The following is a 22668-nucleotide window of genomic DNA, read 5'->3' as shown; positions in this document are numbered from 1 at the left end:
ATTAATCCTGATCTTTCTTCAGCCGGATACGACGATGAAGAACTCCCACTTGCTGTTATGCCAGTGCTGTCCTTTTGTAATGCCTGGTTTAGAAATATTGACACTGAACTGTCCATGATTGCTTGTTCTCAACAGCTCGGTAAAGCTGCCTCTTTCATCTCGGTTCATCTTCAGATCAAAGCAGACCTTTTCCTCTGGCAGATAGGACAGATATGTTGAATACAGTTTCTTGGCAAAGGAGCCATCCGGGATGGAAGGCATCAATAAAGTATTTGGCTGAGATTTAAAACTTTCCAATAAAGAAACTATCTCACCTAAGGTCGCCTTATGGGTAACCGGAACATAGCAGTATCTTCCATCTTCTTTACTTACTGTATCCAACCCATCAAATTCACAATGATGTTCTCTTCCTTCCAGGGCATCCAGCATCTCTTCGACAAGATCATCGATATATAAGAGCTCCAGTTCCGTACTTGGATCATTGACCTGGATTGGCAGATCCTTGGCCATGTTGTTGCAGAAGGTAGCTACGGCGCTGTTATAGTTTGGACGGCACCACTTTCCAAAAAGGTTCGGAAAACGGTAGACCAGTACTTTGGCACCGGTTTCCATTCCATAGGCAAAGAACAGTTCTTCTCCGGCTAATTTAGATCTTCCGTAGTCACTGGTTCCATAGCGGCCGATCAGGGTTGCCTGGATGGAACTGGACAGCATGACAGGACAAGTATTTTCATACTTCTTCAATGTATCCAGCAGGTCGGAAGCAAAGCCAAAGTTTCCCTTCATGAATTCTTCCTCATTCTTTGGACGGTTGACACCGGCCAGATTGAAGACGAAATCACATTCCCTGCAGTACTGTTCCAGTTCTTCCTTTGTTGAATCGATATCGTATTCAAAGATCGAATCAATCACTAGATCTCTTGTTCGGTTCTTGCCTTCTTGGATGTTCTTTAGATTTTCCACCAGGTTCTTTCCTACGAACCCCTTGGCTCCGGTTATTAGTATTTTCATAAGGCCTCCTTATAAATATAAAGTATCGAAACATATGTTCATCACTCTAATTCTATATCTCTATTACAATATGTACATCTAAGTTATTTGAAATATTTTATAGTTTTTTTATTTTCTAGTAGTTTTAATTATCACATCGAATAATGATTGCTCTTTATAATTTTTTATTTAAAATTATTCAATCGTTGTTGCAATTCTTTGATCATAAAATCTAAACGATTAATTTCGCTAATACTATAATAATTTCCCCACAAACTTTGTTTATTTTTATAATTGTTAAAAACTTGCTGAAATTGATTATAGTATTGTTTCACAAAAGAATAATCCATAAAAATTAGATAGTTTTTATAAATACTAGTTCTAAATCTAAATCTTGTTAGCGGTGGTACAATTGAATTTAATGAATGATATATTTCAAATATGTATTTTGAATATTTCATCATTATTTCATATTTTATAGAACTAAAATCAATATTAAAAAAAGCATTGTTTTCTATTGAATCTAATAGTAATTCATACTCGTTAAGCAAAGATAATTTTGGAATCATACATTGATAAAAATATTCCCTATCCGCTTCTTTCCGTTTGGTAGAGTGTTTATCCGAAAACACTATTTCAAACAGTGTCGGAATAACCTTTTTAACAAAAAACATCAATATATAAATTGCAATATATATGCATAAGCCAAAAGAAACAATCGATAAGAAATAATCAAGTAGTAAGTAAAATGATAAATTTTCCAATTTATTAAAAATCGATATGGTTCCGTTTAAAACAGCCATAATAATAGATACAATAAAAGAGCTAAGGTTATAAAAAGAAAACTTCTGATTTTGGTTTAATTCATAATTTTTTATAGTAGATTCCTTTTCTATAGTCTGTATATATAGATTTATTATTTCAATTTTTTTCATAATTACATTTTTGCTACAAAATAATCATACTCTTTCATTTCACACAAACTACTAAACAGTTTTTGCGCATTTACTGTTTTTTTAGAAAACAAAAAATCAAAAATAAATACTAGAGACTTTTTTATACATGCTATTTTCTTATCGGCATCTTTATCATTTAGTTGTTTATAATACCTTGTAAAGTCTGCTAATAATATTTCCCTTAATTCTTTTTTTAAATTTCTATATTCTTCATTATTATCCAGTATAAATAAAAAAATCCTTGACAATAATTCATCTAAACACATGGGCACTGCATTCCACCCAATCAACTTCTGATAAGCAATCTTTCTTAAAACAATTCCAGAAAACATATATTCCTTATTAAAAACATTATCTCGAATAAATTGAATACCTTTATTTACATTAGAAAAGCGTATTGAAAAATCTGTAGGATCTAAATCATAATAATTATTTACTTCTGATGTTAAATACTCAGTAAATGATTTTTCAATGCTATTTCCCTTTTCCCACTCTAAATACCTACCTATCACATCATAAATTTTTCTTAATTCATTGGCCCTAAATTCTAAAACACTATTTACATCTGGAGCTCCCATTACATAATCTCTTATATATTTTTTCCCCATAGAACTTCCTCTTTTTTATACTCATTATATAATTGATAATAGAATTTACTTTTCCCAATCTTTCAAAGCTTCCTGCACATAGTCTGTTGTAAGGATCTTCTGGATCGTTCCCTCTACATCCAGTCTCTTTGTATTGTGGCTTGTATAAGATTCATCCGCTTCCGTCTGTACCTTTCCATTTACCATGAACTTATCATAGTTAAGATCGCGGCTGTCTGCAGCTACTCGATAGTATCCACCCATATCTTCCGCTCTTAATCGTTCTTCTCTTGTCATCAATGTTTCGTATAACTTTTCTCCGTGTCTTGTCCCTATGATCTTGGTTCCTGTATCTCCAAACAAAGACTGTACAGCTTTGGCAAGATCTCCGATCGTAGAGGCATCGGCTTTCTGGATGAAAAGATCTCCCGGATTGGCATGTTCAAAAGCAAATTTAACAAGATCTACCGCTTCATCCAGGTTCATCAAAAATCTTGTCATATTTGGATCGGTGATCGTGATCGGATTTCCTGCTTTGATCTGATCGATGAACAAAGGAATGACGCTTCCTCTTGAACACATGACATTTCCATAACGGGTACAGCAGATCACTGTGTTTCCTCTTTCGGCTGCCACTCTGGCATTGGCAAAGATGACATGTTCCATCATTGCCTTTGAGATACCCATGGCATTGATTGGATAGGCTGCTTTATCCGTGCTTAGACATACGACACGTTTTACATTGTTCTCAATGGCTGCATGCAATAGATTGTCTGTACCGATAACGTTGGTACGAACCGCTTCCATAGGGAAGAATTCACAGGATGGCACCTGTTTCAAAGCTGCAGCATGGAAGATATAATCCACACCTGGCATGGCATCACGAATGGACTGCAGGTTACGGACATCCCCAATATAGAATTTTACCTTGTTTGCATATTCAGGATAACAGGCCTGCAGATCATGCCTCATATCATCCTGTTTCTTTTCATCACGGGAGAAGATACGGATCTCTCCAATATCGGTTGTTAGAAAGTGTTTTAGAACCGTATGACCAAAGGATCCGGTTCCTCCTGTGATCATCAATGTTTTTCCACTAAATGCTGACATATTAAGCCTCCTCCAATATATCTGCTATTCTTTTGCACGCAAATCCGTCCCCATAAGGATTAGATGCATGACTCATACGCTCATATTCGCTTTGATCACTTAATAGTTTTGAAAATTCTGAATAGATAGTTGTCTCTTCTGTCCCCACTAATTTTAAAGTTCCTGCTTTGACCCCCTCCGGTCTTTCTGTGGTATCTCTCATTACTAAAACCGGTTTCCCTAAAGATGGTGCCTCTTCCTGTATTCCACCACTATCAGTTAGGATCAAATAGCTTCTAGCCAAAAAATTATGAAAATCAAGAACATCCAGTGGTTCGATTATATGGATTCTATCGTCATCACCAAGAATAGAATTAGCAATTTCACGAACAGCAGGATTCATGTGAATTGGGTATATAGCTTTTACATCCTTATGTTCATCCATAACACGCTTGATAGCCCTAAACATATGTCTCATTGGTTCTCCTAGATTTTCTCTTCTATGCGCAGTGATTAAAATTAATCGACTATCTTTAGCCCAATCTAATTCAGGATGATTATAATCTGGTTTCACTGTTGTTTTTAAGGCATCTATTGCTGTATTTCCTGTTACATATATATTTTCTATTTTTTTGCCTTCATTTACTAAATTATTCTTTGACATTTCAGTCGGAGCAAAATTATATTTAGATATAATTCCAACAGCTTGGCGATTAAACTCTTCAGGAAATGGAGAATATATATTATATGTTCTTAATCCCGCTTCTACATGACCTACAGGTATTTGTAAATAAAAACAAGCTAGTGAAGTAACAAAAGTAGTTGTTGTATCACCGTGGACCAACACTACATCTGGATTTACTTCTTCTAGCACGTTTTTAATTTTACTTAAAATATTTGTAGTCACATCAAACAATGTTTGTTTATTTTTCATAATATCTAAATCATAATCTGGAACAACATTAAAGGTATCTAATACTTGTTTTAACATCTCTCTATGCTGACCTGTTACACAAACTATAGTGTTTCAATACTTTCAACATCTTACTTAAACAATACCCCTTCTACAAGCTCTACAGCTTGTTGATCAATTCGACACTTTAATAAATACACAGGCACATTTGATAATAACCCATTAATAGTTTTTAAGGCATCATTAACACCTTTTTCAAACCATTTTGGTAAAAATATATTTTTCATTACACTTTCAACCATCATAATTCCTGTTATTTTTTCAATTCTGTTCTCTAAGCTCTGTTCTAAAATAATAATTCCTGAAATTTCAACTTTACGATTTTCACAATAAGGTGAAGAACCATGTATTGGATATCCATAAGCGTAATATTTAGAATCTTCATAATGGATCAAAGACATATCTCCATTTATTATGATTGCATTCTTATATTGATTCCAAAGCATAGCCTGCGTTGTTTTTCCAATTCCAGAAGGGCCCACAAAAAGAATTCCTTTTTCTTGATATTCAACCACGGATGCATGCATCAATAATCCATTGCGAATTGATAAATGTGTCATGAGAACTGCACTCAATGCTCCTTCTAATCCATCTTGTTTTCCTGCTAATAAAGTGATATTGACCTTACTCCAATCCGAATTTGCAGACACAAGGGCATTTTCTGATTGAAATACCAAAGGATAATCCGTCTCAGGAAACACATTGATTCCACAATATTCAAATACACTTGAATTGATATCAATTGATAAATCACATTTTTCCGTATCTTCACATTGAAAAACATTCCAATATTTGCCAAGATTTTTATTGACTGAAACTCTATTTACAATTTTATACATAACTTTATTACATCAATTTAATATACCGTGACACATCCAGAAAAATAATTTTTAAATGCGCCCCAATCATACTCTGGATCTTGTCCATCATAATTTAGCACTCTATGAACATAATCATATACAAGATCATTGATTTTTTGGATTGCTTCATCTTCGCTCAATCCAGTTATCATTGATTGAACATCATCATCCGAATATAACTTTGTGCGATCAATTAAATATCCCCATGTGTTATGTTGAGTTATACCTCCAGGCAAAGACCAACCTACATGAACACCATAAGGTACATTATCATCAAACTTCCCTGATGAACCAGATAATCCTGTATCATTATTCATTGCAGATCTACTTAAATTATTTCCTCCAATTGGTGTATATTGAACATATACCTCTCCATACATAAACCATTTCCTCCTATTCTTCTAATTTTAAAAGCATTCTTTTAACTTGCTCACAATATGTCTTATCAACTTTATTAAATCCTCCACTTAGACAGGCTAAATGAGCTAAACATCTTCTACATTTATCTCTTATTTCGCATATATAACATTCTTTAGGCCATCGAAGTTTTTCACAAAACTCTAATAATTCTTTCCAACATTCTTCTAAACTATGTTCTAATACAGATAACTCAGGTTCTCCAACAAAAAGGCAAAAGATCATATTTCCATTCCAACTGATATTGAATTCCGTTCCATATCCCTTACAGTTATATATTGGTAAATCATTTTTTTGTGATGGAAGCTTTGTCCATAACCTTACCATCTCTTTTGAATATTCTGGAGAAAAAAAGTCAATTGCACATTTTGAGGCATTACTTTTAGCTCCTCTTAACGATGGATAACAAGAGCTACTATGATACCATGGTAAATGATTATCCCTGGCATATTGGGCAATATTAGATGCATCTTCTTTATTTTGTTTAACAAAAGTTGTTACTAATTGAATATAATTACCCTTTCTTTGTAAAGCTTTGATTCCTTTATCTACCTTAGTAAAACCATTTTCTATACCACATACTTTTTTATATACTTCATTATTTGATCCATATAAAGTGATTTTCGTAATATATGGTGGATATTCTTCAAATAATTTCAACATTTCATCATCAAATAAGGAAGCATTTGTTTGAAGTATTAGTTTAAATCCCATTTGAGACAATCCTATCCATATTTTTTTGAACTCAGGATGCAATAATGGATCACCTCCTGTAATACATATGGATAAGACTCCCATATCTGCTGCTTGCTTTCCAACCATCAACCACTGGTCAGCAGTTAATTCCTTACCAAATTTAGCTATTTCTTCAGTTAATAAATGAACATAACACATTTGACAGTTAAAGTTACATCTTGGTGTTAATTCAAAAGTTGCATGGATTGGAATTTTGTTTTCATAAGCTTTTTTTTTGATTTTAGACATAGTCAAAAGACCATGAAGATTCTGTTGTAACGCCATTACTCTTTATCCCTTTTTCAGCATATCTGCCTTTTCTTTTGTTAATTTAATTTTGGCAGTCCCAATCTTAGGTTCTGGTTTCCCATTATCTAGCATAAAGTTTTTATCCAACAATTCTAAGAATTCATGAATATCGTTTCTGGCCTGTTCTTCTGTGACTTCTGAAAAATATTCCATCACTTTTTCTACTAAACTATCTTCAGTAAATTCTTCTTTCTCCATTTGATTCCAAAGCCATACCGCGGAGCTCGTAATTTGCATCATCGGGGATAATTGTGATAGTTTTCCAATCGGAACAACAATATTTTCACCCGCAATTTGTCTTAAAACTAAATTTTTTTTTAACCTCATACCCTCCTCCTAGTTATTCATATAAATGAATTTTTTCATACAGTTCTTTTCTATCTTTACTTTTACAATAAGCTTGTTTTAACTTGACTGGTGCTCGCTTTTTTAATAAGATTCTAAGAATTCTTCTTAACGGAAAATATATCCAACCAAATATAATAAAAATAGGATGTTGTTTTGTTTTTGGCCAGTTTATTTCAATCATAGAATTCATCGTCCTAACAAATTGTATCGGTCTATTTCTATTTACTATATGTCTATCATAGTCAGTTATGAACATGCTCTCATAAATTCTCTGATTGTTATTTGCTCCAAAATTACCTCCATCAATGATATCGTTTAAAAGTTTTCGTGCTAAATCAAAATCATCTGACATATATGACTGATTTGGTAAATCAAACGCAATAGAACAAGCCCTTGATAAGATTGTTGCATAATTCCATAATCCTATCTTTTGAAGTTTATCTTTGAAAATTTTTTCAAAATCATCAATGCTTTGAATAAACACAGCCCAATCACATAAATGCCTTAATCCAAAACCCTCAGCAATTAAATGTTTTTGCGTATGCATTAACATTACTAACCCGTGATAAAAATCATTTGGAATTACAAAAGTAAACATTCCTTCTTGTACTTCTCTAGTTTCTTTAAAAAAGTCCTGAAGAGCATCTCTGACCTTATCTTCATGTTCTTTTTCGGGCATGCCAACAAAATCAAAATGCATTTCAAAATGCATATCATCTTTCGAATAAGCTTCATGACAAACATGATGCATATTCCATGCACGAAATCCTTCTTGTTTTAAAATTGCATCAACTCTTTTAAAATCTTCCTTTTTTACAATAAAATCCACATCTCCCATTTGTCGACTCATTTCTTGTGGATAATAATACGCAGAAGCTACACCTTTTAAAATACAATAATCAATAGCATGTTTTCGCATCAACTTGTGAAGATATGCATGGTGTGAATAATTTCTAGCAGTTAAAGCTGTTTGGTTAATTAATTCAGAAAGAATTTTTTGTTTAAGTTCAGAATCAATGGAATATTCATTGAGTTTTAAAAATGATGGTAGAACAGTCGCTTGTTTTTTAGCACATTCATACACTTTTTCAAAATCAATATTTGTTTCGATTTCCTGATTTGATTGGAATAATACATTTGCCAATAATTGGCAAAGTGTTCTTTGTTCCTTGGATAAAAAAAATTCATTCATCTCAATTAGTCCTAAACAATAAAATATCTTCTTTCTAAATACATATAATCATAGTGATTCTACCCCTCCCCCATTAATTCTGTCAATATGTTTTTTTTTTACATAACTCAGATTTTAAACAAAAATAACTAAAAACTATTATTTATGGCTCTTCTGTACTAAATGTGGGTAGATATTTATAGTAACGGATGAATAAACTCTTTATCCATCGAATAAAACTAGATTATTTGAATATAAAAAAACCATATGGTCAATTTTCAAGTGATCAATCAAGAAAGGAATACCATATGGCACTTAAAAAATCACTAAAATCTATCCTCAATGTCAATTACATCAAGATAAAAAATGTAGAATTCGATCAAATTTCCTCTTCTCTTCATATCCATGTCGAGATCACAAAAGGGCAAAGATCTCGTTGTCCAGTCTGTAGCAGGAAATGTAGCAGATATGATTCTACGACCGAACGCAGAGCTGAACAGACTGCCAGAGAACGATGGAAGATAAAAGAACGGCATGCGTCTTTCCACAGGATTTACAGCGGACACGGTGACAAGAAGCTTGAACTTACCGTGAGAAGTCCTTACATATCGTTCATAACTTGAATGCAGGACCATGTCATGTCTGCCACAAGTACAGGGGAGCCTGTGAAGATCGATCTTGGCAAGATACCGGTCATACAGGCTTTGAGAAAATTCTTCATCTAAATGTTGGACTTTTAGTGTTATCATAACATTGCCTTTTGGGTGATGAGAACGATGAAGCGCCTAAACTTACGATTGGTTCTCATCTTTTTTCTTTCATTTATAAATATCATAAGGTCCATCTACAAATAACTTATGAGTATTATACTTTAAAGTATATTGTTTACCATGATTGTGAATTTTTTTATATATACCGTTATCAGACTTTAATTAAGAAAAAACATTCAAGAAGTACCATACTACCAACTATAGAACAATATATCATTCTTTGACTAAAGCTCCAATTAGCACAGTTACTCATATTAGCTAGATGAAAAAGTAATTCGCTTATGTTTCTCAAATCATACACTGAAACTTAAACAACAGGTTCAATGACAGCGCCTTTTAACAATGCTAGAGTAATAGATATAAGATAGGAGGCAATAATATGTCAAACGAAGTTGTAATCTTTAAAAATGGAGAATTGGAATTAGAGGTCAATATAACACCCGAAAAAGAGACTGTATGGCTTACTCAAGATCAAATGTCATCATTGTTTGATACTGCAAGATCTTCTATTGCTTATCACATCAATAATATTTTTAAAGAAGGCGAATTAGTTAAAGAGACTTCTGTCGAAATTTTCGACAGAAGTCAAGGAAAAGCATCACGCCCACCAATGTACTATAACCTTGATGTAATTATCTCTGTTGGATATCGTGTGAAGTCGCAAAGAGGCATTGCCTTTAGAAAATGGGCTACCTCTATCTTAAAAGACTATATGATTAGAGGATATGCTATAAATCAAAAAAGACTAGATGCCTTGCATAAAACTGTTGAAATTCAAACCAGAATACTTGCATCAACCTTAGAATTAGACGAAAAAGAAGTTTTAAACGTTATTGAAACTTATGCCAACGCCTTATCTTTACTAGATGATTATGACCATGGTTTACTTTCTAAACCAGAAGGAACAAATTCTATTTATCGTTTAAGTTACCAAGAGTGTCGAGAGTTAATTGATAAAATGAAATTTGATTCTGATGTTTTTGGTGTAGAAAAAGAAGAAGGTAAACTTAATGGTATCTTAGCTGCCGTTTATCAAAATGTATTTGGTCAAGAATTATATCCAAGTATTGAAGAAAAGGCAGCCAATCTTCTTTACTTCTTAATTAAAGATCATCCATTTGCCGATGGTTGCAAACGAATTGGTGCAACCATTTTTCTTGAGTTTTTAAACAAGAATAATCATCTTATCATAGAAGGTACTCCAATTATCTCTAATAGCGCTCTTGTCGCAATTACTTTGATGATTGCTGAATCTAGACCAGAAGAAAAAGAAACAATGATCAGCTTAGTCATGAATTTCTTATCGAAATAATCCATTTGATTATTTGGAAATAATTTTTACTCTTTAGGTGGATCCAGAAATATTGGTAATATCTCATTAGTTTGTCCTACTGTCTATTGCGAAACTGATACCGGTGCCAGCCCAAAAGTTTATGCTCACAATCAAGATTTCATGCCATATGTTCATGGAGAAAACGTTCGATACTCTTTACATACAGCTACAAAAACTATGGTGATGACAGCATTTGATATCTTTAATGATCCAGAAATCATTAAATAAAACAACAAGGTTATCTATCCAAAATGGATAGATAACCTTGATTTTAATTTTCTCAATTTAACATCAGCTATAAACAAAGAAGTTTTATTCAATAAACTCTTTTGTCTTTTCTATTAAATACAATGGAATATTGGTAATCGATCCATCTGTTCGATATCCTCTTTTAGAAAATCGAATAGCTACTTTAGACTGATACTTCGAAATAAAATTTTTAAAAGATGCAGCGGATTTATCCTCTCCTGCTTTTACTTCAATAGGAATAATATCAATACCATTCTGGAGAATAAAATCAATTTCCTGATTCTTACTTGAATAATAATGAATCTTTGATTCAAAATGTCTACGAAGTTGTTGTAAAACATAGTTTTCCGTAAAAGGTCCCTTAAATTGATAATTATCCTTTAAAAGAATTGCTTTATTATCCAATCCGGACATATGTTTTAAGAGCCCTGTATCAAATAAAAACAACTTAAATTGATCCAATTTATTAAATGCATTCAATGGATGTTCTATTTTCGATACATTATAAACTCTAACTATCAATCCAGCTGAAACTAACCATTCTATTGCTTCTTCAAAATCTCGTGCACGTGCCCCTTCTCGTACTGCGCCATACATAAATTTCTCATTTGGCTTTGCCAATTGTGTAACAATGCTCCTAAATACCATTAGGATTCTACCACTGTTTACTTTTCCATTATATTTAGAAAAATCATTTTCATAGATTTCTATAAGCGCATGTTGAATTTGGTCTATCTTAGCTGGATCTTTGTATCTTAACCAGGAATAAACACATTCTGGCATACCACCAATAATTAGATAATAATCATAAACTTCTAATAATCGATTATGAAAAAATTCTTCTATTCTTTGATTTTTATCAATATCCTTATAGTATATGTATAAGTTTTCATCTATTGCGCAAAGAAATTCTTCAAATGATAAAGGATAAATATTTAGAATTTGAACCATTCCTACAGGATATGATTTTGGTTGAGCTAATAAGGTTCCCAATAAACTTCCTGCTACTACTATATGATATTCATTTGCTCTTTCTTTAAAATATTTTAGTGAATTCAGCGCTTCTGGACATTCCTGTATCTCGTCTAATATGATCAAAGTATTCCCTGGCTTTATTGGCTCTCCTGATATCATAGATAAGAGTTCAATAATTCGAAAAGGATTTTTATTAGTTTGGAAAATTGACTTTAAGTCATCTTCTTCGTCAAAATTGAAATATACATGATTATCATAATATTTTTTACCAAACTCTTTCATTAACCATGTTTTCCCGACTTGTCTTGCACCTTTTAATATAAGTGGTTTACGATCTTCACTTAATTTCCAATTCAATAAGTCTTGCATAGCCAATCGTTTCATTAAAATCACCTGCTTTATTACTCACATTTATGATATCACATTTTTCCAGTTTTATTTTATATAAATTACACATTTTTCTAAATTGTATTTATTATTTTTGCACATTTTTCCCTTATTATATTAAGTAATTTTACACATTTTTCTAAGTTTTTTTGATTTATAAATCACATTTTTATATTTTGAAATCTAGATTTAATATAAATTCAATCTCTTTATGATCTGAACTTTTATAATTTGTTTATGCTGATCCCAAATAAAATTGATTAATATTTTTTTAATTTATAGCCTTTACCTTGATAACACGTATTCATTTTATACGTGTTTTTTTGCTATAACACAAATGCAAAGAGGTGTCATATGCCAATGACGTCTAAGGATATAGAAAAACTTATCCTTGCAGATGGTTGGATATTAAAAAGTCAAGTAGGATCTCACAGACAATACATACATCCAACCAAAAAAGGTAAAGTTACGATTTCTTTTCATTCAAAAGACTTGAAAAAGGCTATGGATCTTTCCATTTTGAGGCAGGCGGGACCGAAATAATCCCTGACTCATAATTATATTTTCAGGAGGTTAATTTATGTTATCCATTTACCCAGCTATCTTTTATAAAGAAAAAAACGGATATTCTGTAATATTTCCAGATTTGAACTATCTCTCGACATGTGGTGAAAACTTAAATGATGCGATGGAAATGGCAATCGATTGTTTAGCCGGATATTTATATACCGCAAAACTAGATGATGATAAATTACCAGAACCATCAAAAATTGATGACATTCATCCTATTGACATCGCAAATACAATAGGTTTTGATGGAAAAGATTCATTTATTAATCTTATTTCAGTCGATTTAGAAGATTACGCAAAAACACACTTTAATAAATCCGTAAAGAAAACTCTTACGATACCTGAATGGCTGAATCGTGAAGCAACCAAAAAGAACATCAACTTTTCAAAAGTCCTACAAGAAGCTTTGATTGCTAAATTGCGTTCTTTGTAAACCTAGAAATCAATTATAAGCGTCATTGACATGATACAATTCTAAACAAAAATGAGCATTACATTTAAATTTTAAAAAAATGTAATGCTCATTTTCTTAATAAATCATTTAGAAAGAATCCAAATCTTAAAATTCATTGGTATAAGAGAATACAAACTGATCTCCATCGTTGATTTCTAAATTTTGTACAGCTGGGCACATTCCTTCTTCCTTACATGTTTCATTGTTTTCGCTGGAATATAACCACCATGGTCCTTTATTAAAATCTTGTTTTAACCCTAACATAGAATCAATATATGCCCCATAGCTGCCCTCTTCAAATACAATTTCTAATTCGTCACATTCAGATAAGAAATCATACAAGTTTTCAATATCTCCTTCTTTTGTCAAAGTTTCATTAAACAATTCTTTATCATTTACTTCATCTTTTACGACAATATCTAAAGAAACTTCTTTTATTGAAGATTCTGTTTCACTCTGTGAAGCACAACCTGTTAGAATCATTCCTGCACATAATCCCATTAATAAAATATTCTTTTTCATCTCAATATCTCCTCTGTAATTTTTCTAAAAATCCAACTAATTTATTTCCAATCAAGGCATACTCAACACCACTGATAATTCCCTGTGGAATTGAAACCTGTAACCCCAAAATTAAATATAAAACAGTAACCTGCTTTGAGAACAATAAGAATGGCAACTGTAAGATCTGTCCTGTTAAAAAGGAAAAGAAACCACATAACAAGATTGGATATATCTTTCTTTTTGCTAGTCTCTCTTTATTTAGACCTATGATCAAACTATAACTTGGATACACCAGAACATACATGGCATTCCAAGGGTTTACTCCTTTAATAAACATATTGACCACAGTAAAGATCAAAGATCCAATCACAGCCTGTTTGGTTGAAAAGCTCATCGCAATCACAAAAGTACATAAAGTGATTACCTCTAGATACATCACAAATGAAAGTGAAGTAAAGGCAACAAACTGAATCGCACCTAAGATTGCACACAAGACCATGTCACGTGTTGTCATAAAACAACCTCGTATGACTTAGATACAAACACCTTTTCTTCAAACCCCTCTTGTTCATTTTCATATAAAGCCATATAGAAGAACAAATTTGCCAATAGATTAAACAAATCATAGATCTTTTTATCCACTTGTTTTTCTTTTTCAATCTTCACGATCCAGCGAACGATATTTTTACATTCACTTCTTAATACATGAAGGTAGCTTGCGCCTATACAGCCAACTGGAAGATAGAACTCTTTAAATGGTCTTTCATACTTTTGATAAATCTGTTCTACTTTTTGAAATCTTATGTCATCAATGGCATTTTTACCACGAATCGATCCATTGGCATGATAAATCGTTTCACATAAAAATAAGAGTTCCTCTTGATCGATATGCTTGATATAGTGCATAGACAACCCTAGTAGACTTGCCAATCGATCAGTCATGATTTCATAATCACATTGATTTGATCCTTCTTTTAGAAAACTATATGCACAATAATCCACTTTCATCACCTCCTAAAAAAATCTGCCTTTTGGGCAGATTAAAAGAAATCCCTTTTTCTTGAGCCCAGAAGAAAAAACTATTTATAAGAAAGCAGGTCTCCCGACTTCATTTCATCCTCTGATCACCTTCCCATATTTCTATAGTGGCTTTGATCATCGTCCATATCACGGTTGCTGGGGCAGTTAAAGCTTTTACTTTATTCCCTTATCTTCCTTATAATTAATTCAATTTTATTGTTCTTCGATCTTCATCGTATTCATCTTTTTAAACTGACCAGGTGTTATAGAATAGATTCGTTTAAACTGATTTAAACCCGCAATTTTGCGCAATCTCTTCAATCGTCAATTGATCCTCTAACAACAAGCTCTTTACTTCTGTCAGTCTTCTTCGAACGATGAAATCATGCACCGAAAGCTCCATGACCTCCTGGAAAACATGTAAGACATAATACTTGCTGTAACCAAGAGATTCACAGATATCATCCAAACAAATATCTTCTTTAAAATGATCTTCAATATACTCTACAGCTTTTTTAACCAATAAAGATTTCTTATTGTCTTTATCTATATTCATATGTATCACATCCGAATAGAAACGATACACGCTGGAGCTGTTCATAAAGATATCACAAGTTTTATATTTCGTTAAGCTTGAATAAATCGAGCTGAAGAAATAATTGACCTTTTTATATGCAATTGAATCTAAGACATAAAAATCTTTCTGTAAAACCTTAGACATCTTCTTTCCCTTGATCAAACAATATTCCAATTCGACATAGTTAAGATTTAATTCAATCTTATGTTTTCCCAACAAAATCAAGGTTGTTTTTATATCTGGCGATATCTGTTTATCATCCACTGTAACAATACCTAAGTTTTCATACCAGGAAATCACCAGACAATCTTCTTTGCCTAATTCAAAAGAATATAAGATTCTACTTTTTTTACAAATTTGACCAATCTCAACTGCCAAATGTAGATCATTTTTTAAAGGATGTTCAGATTCTAATAAATAGTGTTTCTTATGTTCTACATGCTCTGTCTCACATAGTCATTCTCTTTCTACAAAATACATACCCACATTTAGTACAGAAGAGCCATTTTTCTTTAATAATATTTTAATTAAGGGCTTCTGTATCAAATTTAAATTCTAGTGCGTATAAAGGATAGAAATAAATACCATTTTCCTCATCTTTTCCTATATTCTTTGAAGACAACCTAAAAGCGTATTGCGGCTTATATTTGGCAACAAAATTTTTAAACGATTTTAAAGTTGTATGATTTCCAGCTTTTACTTCAATTGGCGTTATTCCATCCAAGCAATCAATCACAAAGTCTATCTTAGTATATTGATTTGGTTCATAGTAATATGCATTTATTGACAATCTTTTTAACATTTGCGAAACAACATTCTCGTATATTGCTCCTTTATATATACCAATTTCTCCCTGCATGATTCTCAATACATCTCGATCCTCAAAACAAGATACCAACAAACCTGTATCTCCCATATATATTTTGAATATAGATAATTCAATTTCTTTCTTGAGTGGATAATCTATATGTGCTAAGCGATTTGTTTGAATGACGATTCCTGCATCTTTCAACCATTGAAGACTATTATCAAAATACCGCGCACTATACCCTTTCCGTATCATAGAATATTGAAATTTATGATTCTCTTTTGCAAGCTGTAAAGGGATAGAATCAAAGCATTCTCGAATTTTGATTGCCTGAGTTGCATCTGAATATTTCACCATATCAGCCAAATAATCGTTTACAATAGCTCGCTGTATTCTTAAACAATTTTTTTTGTCTTGAGAATCAATATATTCTTGTACTACTTCCGGCATTCCTCCAATAACCATATATAAAGAAAAATATTCATTCATTTTATCATGCAGTAATTCCGGAATCGGTTCGCAGTTCTTCACACAATCAAAAACTTTCCTAAGTACTGTTTCATTGATATCTAATGCATTTAAAAACTCTATAAATGATAGAGGAAACATTTCTATCACTTCAACATATCGAACCGGATACGAAGAAGTTCTCGAAATCGCAACACCTAATAAACTGCCCGAACAAATAATATCACATGGAAAATCCTCTCCTATAAATTTTAAAGCCGTCAAAGCATCTGGACAAGCCTGTATCTCATCCAAAAACAATAAAGTATCTTGATCTATTCTCTCTTCTAAAGCAAAATATGTAAAATATTCATATATTTCCTTAGGATCATGCGTTTTCTGGAAAATTTCCCGTGCACTTAAATCTCTTTCAAAATTGATTTCTAATACATTTCGATAATTTTCTTTACCAAATTGGCGGATAATATACGTTTTTCCAACTTGTCTGGCTCCTTTAATTATTAAAGGTTTCTTCTTTTTTGAGTTTTTCCATTGGTGAAGTTTTTTCAAGATGCTTCGTTCCATATTGCCTCCTTTATATATAAAAGTATATAATAATTTTAAAAAATATGCAAAAATACATTTTTTTACATGTATTTTTATGCATTTTTACACTTTTTTAAAGTTTGTTATTTATTTACATTTGTTATTTATTCTCCTTATTTGCATTACCCCCTATATTTTGTCTATAATTTATTCGATAAAACGGAGAACAAAATGAAACTTAAAATTGGTACGAGAAATTCAAAATTGGCAATGATTCAAACAGAACTTGCAATCAAGATAATCAAAGAAAACATCCCAAATCTAGAATTTGAAATCATCCCTATATCTACTAGAGGAGATCAAGATAAAACAACACCACTTTATGCCATGCCTCAAACCGGTGTTTTCATCAAAGAAATTGAAAAAGCTTTGATCAATAAAGACATTGATATTGCCGTGCACTCTTTAAAAGATGTAAGTTCTACTTTAGATGATCGTCTAATGTTGATTGAACCATTTTTATTTGAAGATAAACGAGATGCACTGATCACAAAAGATCACTCAACCTTAAAAAATCTAAGAAAAAACGCTGTGCTTGCGACCAGCAGCATTCGCCGAATAGCCTGCATCCACCATGTACGTCCTGATATTCAATTTGCAAATATCAGAGGAAATATTGAGACACGTATTCAAAAATTCAAAGAAATGGATATCGATGGTATCGTTCTTGCAGCTGCTGGGCTAAAACGATTACATCTTGATTCTTTGATCGATGAATATCTCGATCCATCTATGATCATTCCTGCCTGCGGACAGGGAACCATTGCCTTAGAAATACGAAAAGAAGATAAAGATCTATTTTCAAAACTATCTCAATCATCCAATCAAACATTAGAAACCAAGATAGAAAGAGAATTCTTAAGCTTATCTAAAGCAGGCTGCCATTATCCAATTGGATGTTACGCAAAGTTTGTAGATGATCAACTACAAGTTCATGCCTGCCTAGGCGAAACAATAGAAGACTGTAAATTTGTTTCGATGACTTTTGATAAAATCGAATACAACAAAGCAGCAAGTTCTATATATAAGAAAATAAAGGAAGAAAATATATGATATGGTTTGTAGGAGCTGGATGCTATCATCCAGACATGTTAACAATAGGTGCTAAAAAATTATTAGAACAAGCTGACTGTGTTTTATACGATCATCTTGTAAACAAAGAATTTCTTCAATATGCTTCCAAAGGCTGTGAATGCATCTGTGTAGGAAAACGAGGACATCAAAGATCCTGCGCCCAGGAAGATATCTTTACCCTTTTGGTTCAAAAAGACAAACAATATAAAAACGTTGTTCGTTTAAAAGGCGGTGACCCTTATCTTTTTGCCAGAGGAAGCGAAGAAATGCATTATGTATTGGAAAATGGATGCAATTGTCAATATGTCCCAGGAATCAGCAGCGCCATTGGCGCTTTAGGCTATGCTGGCATTCCTGTAACACAAAGACATACTGCTACTGGTTTTATCGTGCATACGATGCATTATCAAGATGGCAAAGATCATCTGGACTATAAAAAGATTGCTCAGGAAACAAATACCCAGATTTTTTTCATGGGTTCTCATAAGATCAAGACACTGGCTCAAAAATGTATAGACAATGGCATGAGCGAAGATACTCCAATCGCAATTGGATCACATCTAACTTATCCTGAACAAAAAGTATACACATCCACGCTCAAGAAAATCTTGAATAAAGATCTAAATAGTTTTACCAGTCCATTGTTGATCGTATTAGGAAATGTCGTAAAAGAACAATCACTGCTGGATAACACAAAAAGGTTACCTGCTTTTGCCAAAAACGTTCTTTTTGCCAGCATCGATGAGAATCCCTGGCCAATTGAAGACCTGCTTTTAAGATATGGCATCTTTACCTATTCTAGACAGGTCGCAAATGTTATATATATACCAGATGAAATTGTCGATTTGAACTTATATGATACATTGATCTTCAGCTCTAAACACGCTGTTAAAAGTTTCTTTCAACATCTATCATATAATCACATTGATATAAGAAGCTTATTTTCAAGAAAGATCTTCTGCATTGGTAAAAAAACACAAGAAGAATTAGAACGAAGAGCCATACAAGTCGATCATGTTGAATCCAATTCATCCGATATGTTTACTTATATAAAGGAGCATAAAAACGCTCTTTATATAAAAGGAAAAGATGTTGATTGCCCAATCGATTCTTTAAGCACCTATCAAATTGCTCCGATAGAATTTGATTTACCTGAAGTAAAACTGGATGCCATTGGCATCAGCTGTCCACAAGCATTAGAAATCCTTGATCAAAAAGGCATTGATAAAACAATTCCAGTTTTCTGTTATGCGCATAAAACATACCAAAAGGCAAAGGAACTTGGATTTACAAATATTCATACGACGCCATCTTCAAAACAAGAGATCGTAAAGCATATCCTTGAATACTTTGGAGGAAACATATGAGAGTCTGTTTAGATATTGAATTTCAAGATGCGATCGTGTGTATCCTTGGAGGAGGGAAGGTTGCCTTACGGAAAACCAAACAATTTCTTGAAGCCGGCGCTACGATTTATATACATTCAATACAATATGAACCTGAATTTAACACACTACATATCAACAAAGTAGACAAAGATACTTTCATTCATACATTAGCCAAAGCTAAGTTAGCCATTGCCTGTACAAATAATGAATCTGTAAACAAAGAATTTATTCAAACAGCTAAAAAACATCATGTACTTGCCATGTCCTGTAATAAAAACCAGGAACAAGATACGTTTAGTACTGTGACTAAACGCGATAAACATCTTGTCTTGTCATGCCATACCAATGGAAGCTTTCCTGTGGCCAATCAGAATATAGTCAATGATTGGAAGGCTCGTCTAGAAATCCTGGAAACTTTGCGAAACAAGCTTCAAGACCATGCACTATGTCATGATCTTGTAAATCTGGATGATCAACATCTCTGCTTTTTTCAAGAAGTCTTTCAAACCAAGCAGGCCATTATCTACCTGCTTCATGGAAACTCTTCTTTAAAGGCAAGAATACAATGTCAAAATCTGATTCAACGCTCTAAAGCTAAATTTGAAGAATATACAAGCACAACTTTCTTTCTGGCAAAGAAATACCAGGATATTGATTTAGAAACACTTTGTAAACTTCTACAGGAGTTTCACATTAAACCTCATTTTGTCTTCTTGTTTTGGCAACAAGGTCGATATGTCATGCAGGGAGCACAAACAATCAATCAATTCGGCTTTGATCATCAACATATACAAATCAATCCAAATCAGTTCATAAAAGAAAGCGAAACTTTGATCATGCATACAAAACCAACCAGCAAAACACAGAATGCCGTTTTAGTCAGCATGTTGGATTCACCATTTTTACGATCACAATATCCTGATGCTCGTTTTGTTAGTTGCCTAGATGATACTAAAGTCATAGAAAGGATACTCTATGAAGTCAATTCAGCTCTTTAGTCGCATGGCTCTTTTTTTAGCACTGATGATCCTTTCAGCCTATATTCAAATTACCCTTCCAACCCCATTTATGCCTATGCATATCACCATGCAGTTATTTACTGCCATTCTATGCGGTTTTTGTCTTCCCAATAGATATGCATTCTTGTGTATGTTTACATATATATTGGTTGGTCTTCTTGGATTTCCTGTCTTTGCCAGCGGTGGAGGCCTGCAGTATATCATGAAACCAACCTTTGGCTTTGTGTTAGGTTTTCTTGCCTGCAGTACTATATGTGCCATCGCATACAAAAGAAAAAGTCCAGTCAGTCTGAAAGAATACTTTCTTGTCGGACTCACCGGACTTATCAGTTTTTATGTAGTAGGAAATATCTATTACTATTTTTCCTTTCCCATCTTGATGAATACCCGCATTCCTTTATGGTTATCTTTAACCAACGGATTTTTGGTTTCCATCATTCCAGATATATTAATCTGTTTTCTTGCCTGCAAAGTCGCAAAAACTCTACAGATACTTATCAAGTAACGCCTGCCACTGGTCGGCGTTTTCTTTTTGCCAGTTTTCAAATGTTGCATTGGCATTAGAAACCAGTGTACCAAGTTCAATAAAGAAATCATTGATATCACTTTCCAGGATCAACCCTACTTCTTTACCAAACTGTGTATCTTCTAGATCTGAAGATCCATTGACACTCATCTTAAATGCCGAATACGGTTTCTTATCTACCAACTTAGTAAATCCCTGTAATCCAATCGCTCCAATCTGATTGGTTCCACAAGAACTTGGACATCCAGAAATATACACACGAGGTAAAACTCCTTCTTTAAACTCATAAGGACGTAAAGCTTCGATCAAAGATTTTAAAACATTATTAGAATCACGAAGTCCAACTTGACATGTGCTGGCTCCAATGCAGGAAACACTTGTTTCAAACGTTGTATGAGCCCCATCTTGCGTATGTTCTAATACTTTTTGAACTTCATTTCCGTTTAGATTTACGATATAGATATCTTCCTGTGGCGTTAAACGAAGTTCAACTTCATCCATATCCTGGACCACATCATAAAGTTCTTTCCATTTATCCAGGCTCATATTTCCACATAATGGATGATATTTCACCGCATATAAACCTGATTGTTTTTGTTTGATCACACGATCTGGAATAACATCTAGTTCCTTGCCTTCTTTTTGGATCACTACATCTTCTACATGTACATCATGATCCAGATACTTCTTGGCTAATTCGACTTTTTCATGAAATTCCTCTACGATCCTGTCCTTTCCTAGACTCATCTGAAGATATCTAGAACGAGCTTTCGCGCGATTTTGATAATCCCCATGCTCCATGAACATCAAGACCATTGTATTAATATAATAAAGAATATCTTTAGGATCGATATGATCTCCAACCTTGACACCCATCATCGGATTGTTTCCAAGTCCTCCGCAACAATACACATCAAAAGTATGATCCTTATTGGCAATAAATCCCAAATCTCTAAAGTTGGCATGTACTTCATTGGTTTTGGAGTTTGAAAAAGCTACCTTAAGCTTTCTAGGAAGAGAATACTTGTTTACGATGCTTAACAAATACTCACCAGCTACCTTCGCATAAGGATAGACATCAAAAGCTTCTTCTGGATCCAATCCGGATAATACAGAACACATGACATTACGCGGATAATCTCCACCGCCGCCTCGCGTTACGATATCTTTTTCTAAAGCTTCTTTCATGATCGGCGTTAAAGCTTCCGGTCTTACATCATGCAGCTGAACGGTTTGACAAGTCGTACAATGCGTACGCACAATTCCATGTTCTTGACATTGATCAATGATAAATTTCAATTTTTCTTTTGTGATACGTCCCTGATTCATTCTAAGTCGCAACATAAAGGCTTCTCCACCACGCTGCGCATAAGAACCAAACCCACCGCTGTATCCTTTATACTCTTTCATAGAAATTTCTTTTTGGATAAACTGTTTGGTCTTACGTTCAAATTCAGGAAGTTCCTGTAATAATTCTTCTCGTAATGTATTCATATTCTTCTCCATTTCTTTCTTTCATTATACCT

At 33.1% G+C, this 22668-nt stretch carries 24 protein-coding genes and 1 riboswitch; of the genes, 7 read left to right on the top strand and 17 right to left on the bottom strand.

Translation table 11 applies throughout. The annotated features are described in order from the left end of the window. Positions 1–18 precede the first annotated feature (18 nt). The 10 genes from HMPREF0367_RS06745 to HMPREF0367_RS06700 all read right to left on the bottom strand — a co-directional run bounded on the left by HMPREF0367_RS06745 (position 19) and on the right by HMPREF0367_RS06700 (position 8456). Entirely contained in the window at positions 19–1011 is a 993-nt protein-coding gene (locus HMPREF0367_RS06745) for an NAD-dependent epimerase/dehydratase family protein (RefSeq protein WP_035402586.1), read from the bottom strand. 164 nt (positions 1012–1175) lie between these two features. Beyond that, positions 1176–1925 carry a hypothetical protein gene (locus HMPREF0367_RS06740; protein ID WP_035402553.1) on the bottom strand — a complete coding sequence of 250 codons (750 nt, stop codon included), beginning with the start codon at positions 1923–1925 and terminating at the stop codon, positions 1176–1178. Between the two features lie 2 nt (positions 1926–1927). After that, entirely contained in the window at positions 1928–2554 is a 627-nt protein-coding gene (locus tag HMPREF0367_RS06735) for a hypothetical protein (RefSeq protein WP_035402550.1), read from the bottom strand. A 45-nt stretch (positions 2555–2599) separates the two neighbouring features. Continuing rightward, positions 2600–3643: a polysaccharide biosynthesis protein gene (locus tag HMPREF0367_RS06730; protein ID WP_035402547.1), complete on the bottom strand. Its 1044-nt coding sequence runs from the start codon at positions 3641–3643 to the stop codon at positions 2600–2602. 1 nt (position 3644) lies between these two features. After that, positions 3645–4643 (bottom strand): non-hydrolyzing UDP-N-acetylglucosamine 2-epimerase, encoded by a 999-nt coding sequence (wecB, locus tag HMPREF0367_RS06725; RefSeq protein ID WP_282705534.1) that lies wholly within the window; start codon positions 4641–4643, stop codon positions 3645–3647. 23 nt (positions 4644–4666) lie between these two features. Beyond that, a complete protein-coding gene (locus tag HMPREF0367_RS10090; protein WP_051335209.1) occupies positions 4667–5434 on the bottom strand; it encodes a phosphoenolpyruvate carboxykinase (ATP) in 768 nt (255 codons plus the stop codon). A 17-nt stretch (positions 5435–5451) separates the two neighbouring features. Then, positions 5452–5835 (bottom strand): hypothetical protein, encoded by a 384-nt coding sequence (locus tag HMPREF0367_RS06715; protein WP_035402544.1) that lies wholly within the window; start codon positions 5833–5835, stop codon positions 5452–5454. A 13-nt stretch (positions 5836–5848) separates the two neighbouring features. Next, entirely contained in the window at positions 5849–6892 is a 1044-nt protein-coding gene (locus HMPREF0367_RS06710; protein ID WP_051335208.1) for a radical SAM protein, read from the bottom strand. 6 nt (positions 6893–6898) lie between these two features. Next, on the bottom strand, positions 6899–7243 hold the full coding sequence (locus HMPREF0367_RS06705; RefSeq protein WP_035402541.1) for a PqqD family protein: 345 nt from the start codon (positions 7241–7243) through the stop codon (positions 6899–6901). 13 nt (positions 7244–7256) lie between these two features. Then, the gene (locus tag HMPREF0367_RS06700) at positions 7257–8456 is read right to left on the bottom strand and encodes a nucleotidyltransferase family protein (RefSeq protein WP_035402538.1); all 1200 of its coding nucleotides are present in this window, start codon (positions 8454–8456) and stop codon (positions 7257–7259) included. A gap of 1128 nt (positions 8457–9584) precedes the next feature. Between HMPREF0367_RS06700 and HMPREF0367_RS06690 the strand changes: the two genes are divergently transcribed. After that, positions 9585–10517, top strand: coding sequence for a virulence RhuM family protein/type II toxin-antitoxin system death-on-curing family toxin (locus HMPREF0367_RS06690; RefSeq protein ID WP_035402532.1), 933 nt, complete (start codon positions 9585–9587; stop codon positions 10515–10517). A 333-nt stretch (positions 10518–10850) separates the two neighbouring features. On the opposite strand, the gene HMPREF0367_RS06685 is transcribed toward HMPREF0367_RS06690, so the two are convergent. Then, the gene (locus HMPREF0367_RS06685) at positions 10851–12146 is read right to left on the bottom strand and encodes an ATP-binding protein (protein WP_035402529.1); all 1296 of its coding nucleotides are present in this window, start codon (positions 12144–12146) and stop codon (positions 10851–10853) included. Between the two features lie 357 nt (positions 12147–12503). Here HMPREF0367_RS06685 and HMPREF0367_RS06680 point away from each other — a divergent pair, with 357 nt between their 5' ends. Then, entirely contained in the window at positions 12504–12692 is a 189-nt protein-coding gene (locus HMPREF0367_RS06680) for a type II toxin-antitoxin system HicA family toxin (RefSeq protein ID WP_035402527.1), read from the top strand. A 37-nt stretch (positions 12693–12729) separates the two neighbouring features. Further along, positions 12730–13152: a type II toxin-antitoxin system HicB family antitoxin gene (locus HMPREF0367_RS06675; protein WP_035402525.1), complete on the top strand. Its 423-nt coding sequence runs from the start codon at positions 12730–12732 to the stop codon at positions 13150–13152. A gap of 126 nt (positions 13153–13278) precedes the next feature. Here the strand turns inward: HMPREF0367_RS06675 and HMPREF0367_RS06670 are convergent, their stop codons facing one another. The 5 genes from HMPREF0367_RS06670 to HMPREF0367_RS06650 form a co-directional block, all read right to left on the bottom strand. Beyond that, a complete protein-coding gene (locus HMPREF0367_RS06670) occupies positions 13279–13695 on the bottom strand; it encodes a DUF4430 domain-containing protein (protein WP_035402522.1) in 417 nt (138 codons plus the stop codon). A 1-nt stretch (position 13696) separates the two neighbouring features. Further along, a complete protein-coding gene (locus HMPREF0367_RS06665) occupies positions 13697–14191 on the bottom strand; it encodes a hypothetical protein (RefSeq protein WP_022356349.1) in 495 nt (164 codons plus the stop codon). After that, complete coding sequence (locus HMPREF0367_RS06660; RefSeq protein ID WP_035402519.1) at positions 14188–14685, bottom strand: ATP-binding protein; 498 nt, start codon at positions 14683–14685, stop codon at positions 14188–14190. The genes HMPREF0367_RS06665 and HMPREF0367_RS06660 overlap by 4 nt, the downstream gene beginning before the upstream one ends. Positions 14686–14752: 67 nt before the next feature. Next, positions 14753–14908: riboswitch (cobalamin riboswitch) on the bottom strand. A gap of 69 nt (positions 14909–14977) precedes the next feature. Continuing rightward, on the bottom strand, positions 14978–15652 hold the full coding sequence (locus tag HMPREF0367_RS06655) for a helix-turn-helix transcriptional regulator (protein WP_051335207.1): 675 nt from the start codon (positions 15650–15652) through the stop codon (positions 14978–14980). A 145-nt stretch (positions 15653–15797) separates the two neighbouring features. Next, positions 15798–17114 carry an ATP-binding protein gene (locus tag HMPREF0367_RS06650; protein WP_035402516.1) on the bottom strand — a complete coding sequence of 439 codons (1317 nt, stop codon included), beginning with the start codon at positions 17112–17114 and terminating at the stop codon, positions 15798–15800. Positions 17115–17306: 192 nt separating this feature from the next. On the opposite strand from HMPREF0367_RS06650, the gene hemC reads away from it, so the two are divergent. From hemC to HMPREF0367_RS06630, 4 genes are read left to right on the top strand one after another with little or no spacing between them, the layout of a single operon-like run. Then, on the top strand, positions 17307–18188 hold the full coding sequence (gene hemC / locus HMPREF0367_RS06645; RefSeq protein WP_051335206.1) for a hydroxymethylbilane synthase: 882 nt from the start codon (positions 17307–17309) through the stop codon (positions 18186–18188). Continuing rightward, positions 18185–19576, top strand: coding sequence for a uroporphyrinogen-III C-methyltransferase (gene cobA, locus HMPREF0367_RS06640; RefSeq protein ID WP_035402513.1), 1392 nt, complete (start codon positions 18185–18187; stop codon positions 19574–19576). Before hemC ends, cobA begins: the two co-directional genes overlap by 4 nt. Continuing rightward, positions 19573–20595 carry an NAD(P)-dependent oxidoreductase gene (locus HMPREF0367_RS06635; RefSeq protein ID WP_035402510.1) on the top strand — a complete coding sequence of 341 codons (1023 nt, stop codon included), beginning with the start codon at positions 19573–19575 and terminating at the stop codon, positions 20593–20595. Before cobA ends, HMPREF0367_RS06635 begins: the two co-directional genes overlap by 4 nt. Continuing rightward, positions 20573–21121, top strand: coding sequence for a biotin transporter BioY (locus tag HMPREF0367_RS06630; RefSeq protein WP_035402507.1), 549 nt, complete (start codon positions 20573–20575; stop codon positions 21119–21121). The genes HMPREF0367_RS06635 and HMPREF0367_RS06630 overlap by 23 nt, the downstream gene beginning before the upstream one ends. Here the strand turns inward: HMPREF0367_RS06630 and HMPREF0367_RS06625 are convergent. Then, the gene (locus tag HMPREF0367_RS06625) at positions 21101–22636 is read right to left on the bottom strand and encodes a nitrite/sulfite reductase (protein WP_035402504.1); all 1536 of its coding nucleotides are present in this window, start codon (positions 22634–22636) and stop codon (positions 21101–21103) included. The genes HMPREF0367_RS06630 and HMPREF0367_RS06625 overlap by 21 nt on opposite strands. Positions 22637–22668: the final 32 nt, after the last annotated feature.

Source organism: Faecalitalea cylindroides ATCC 27803, from assembly GCF_000469305.1.
In the GTDB taxonomy this organism is placed as follows: domain Bacteria; phylum Bacillota_I; class Bacilli_A; order Erysipelotrichales; family Erysipelotrichaceae; genus Faecalitalea; species Faecalitalea cylindroides.
The sequence above is the reverse complement of the archived record's forward strand: the minus strand, read 5'-3'. Positions and strand labels throughout refer to the sequence as shown.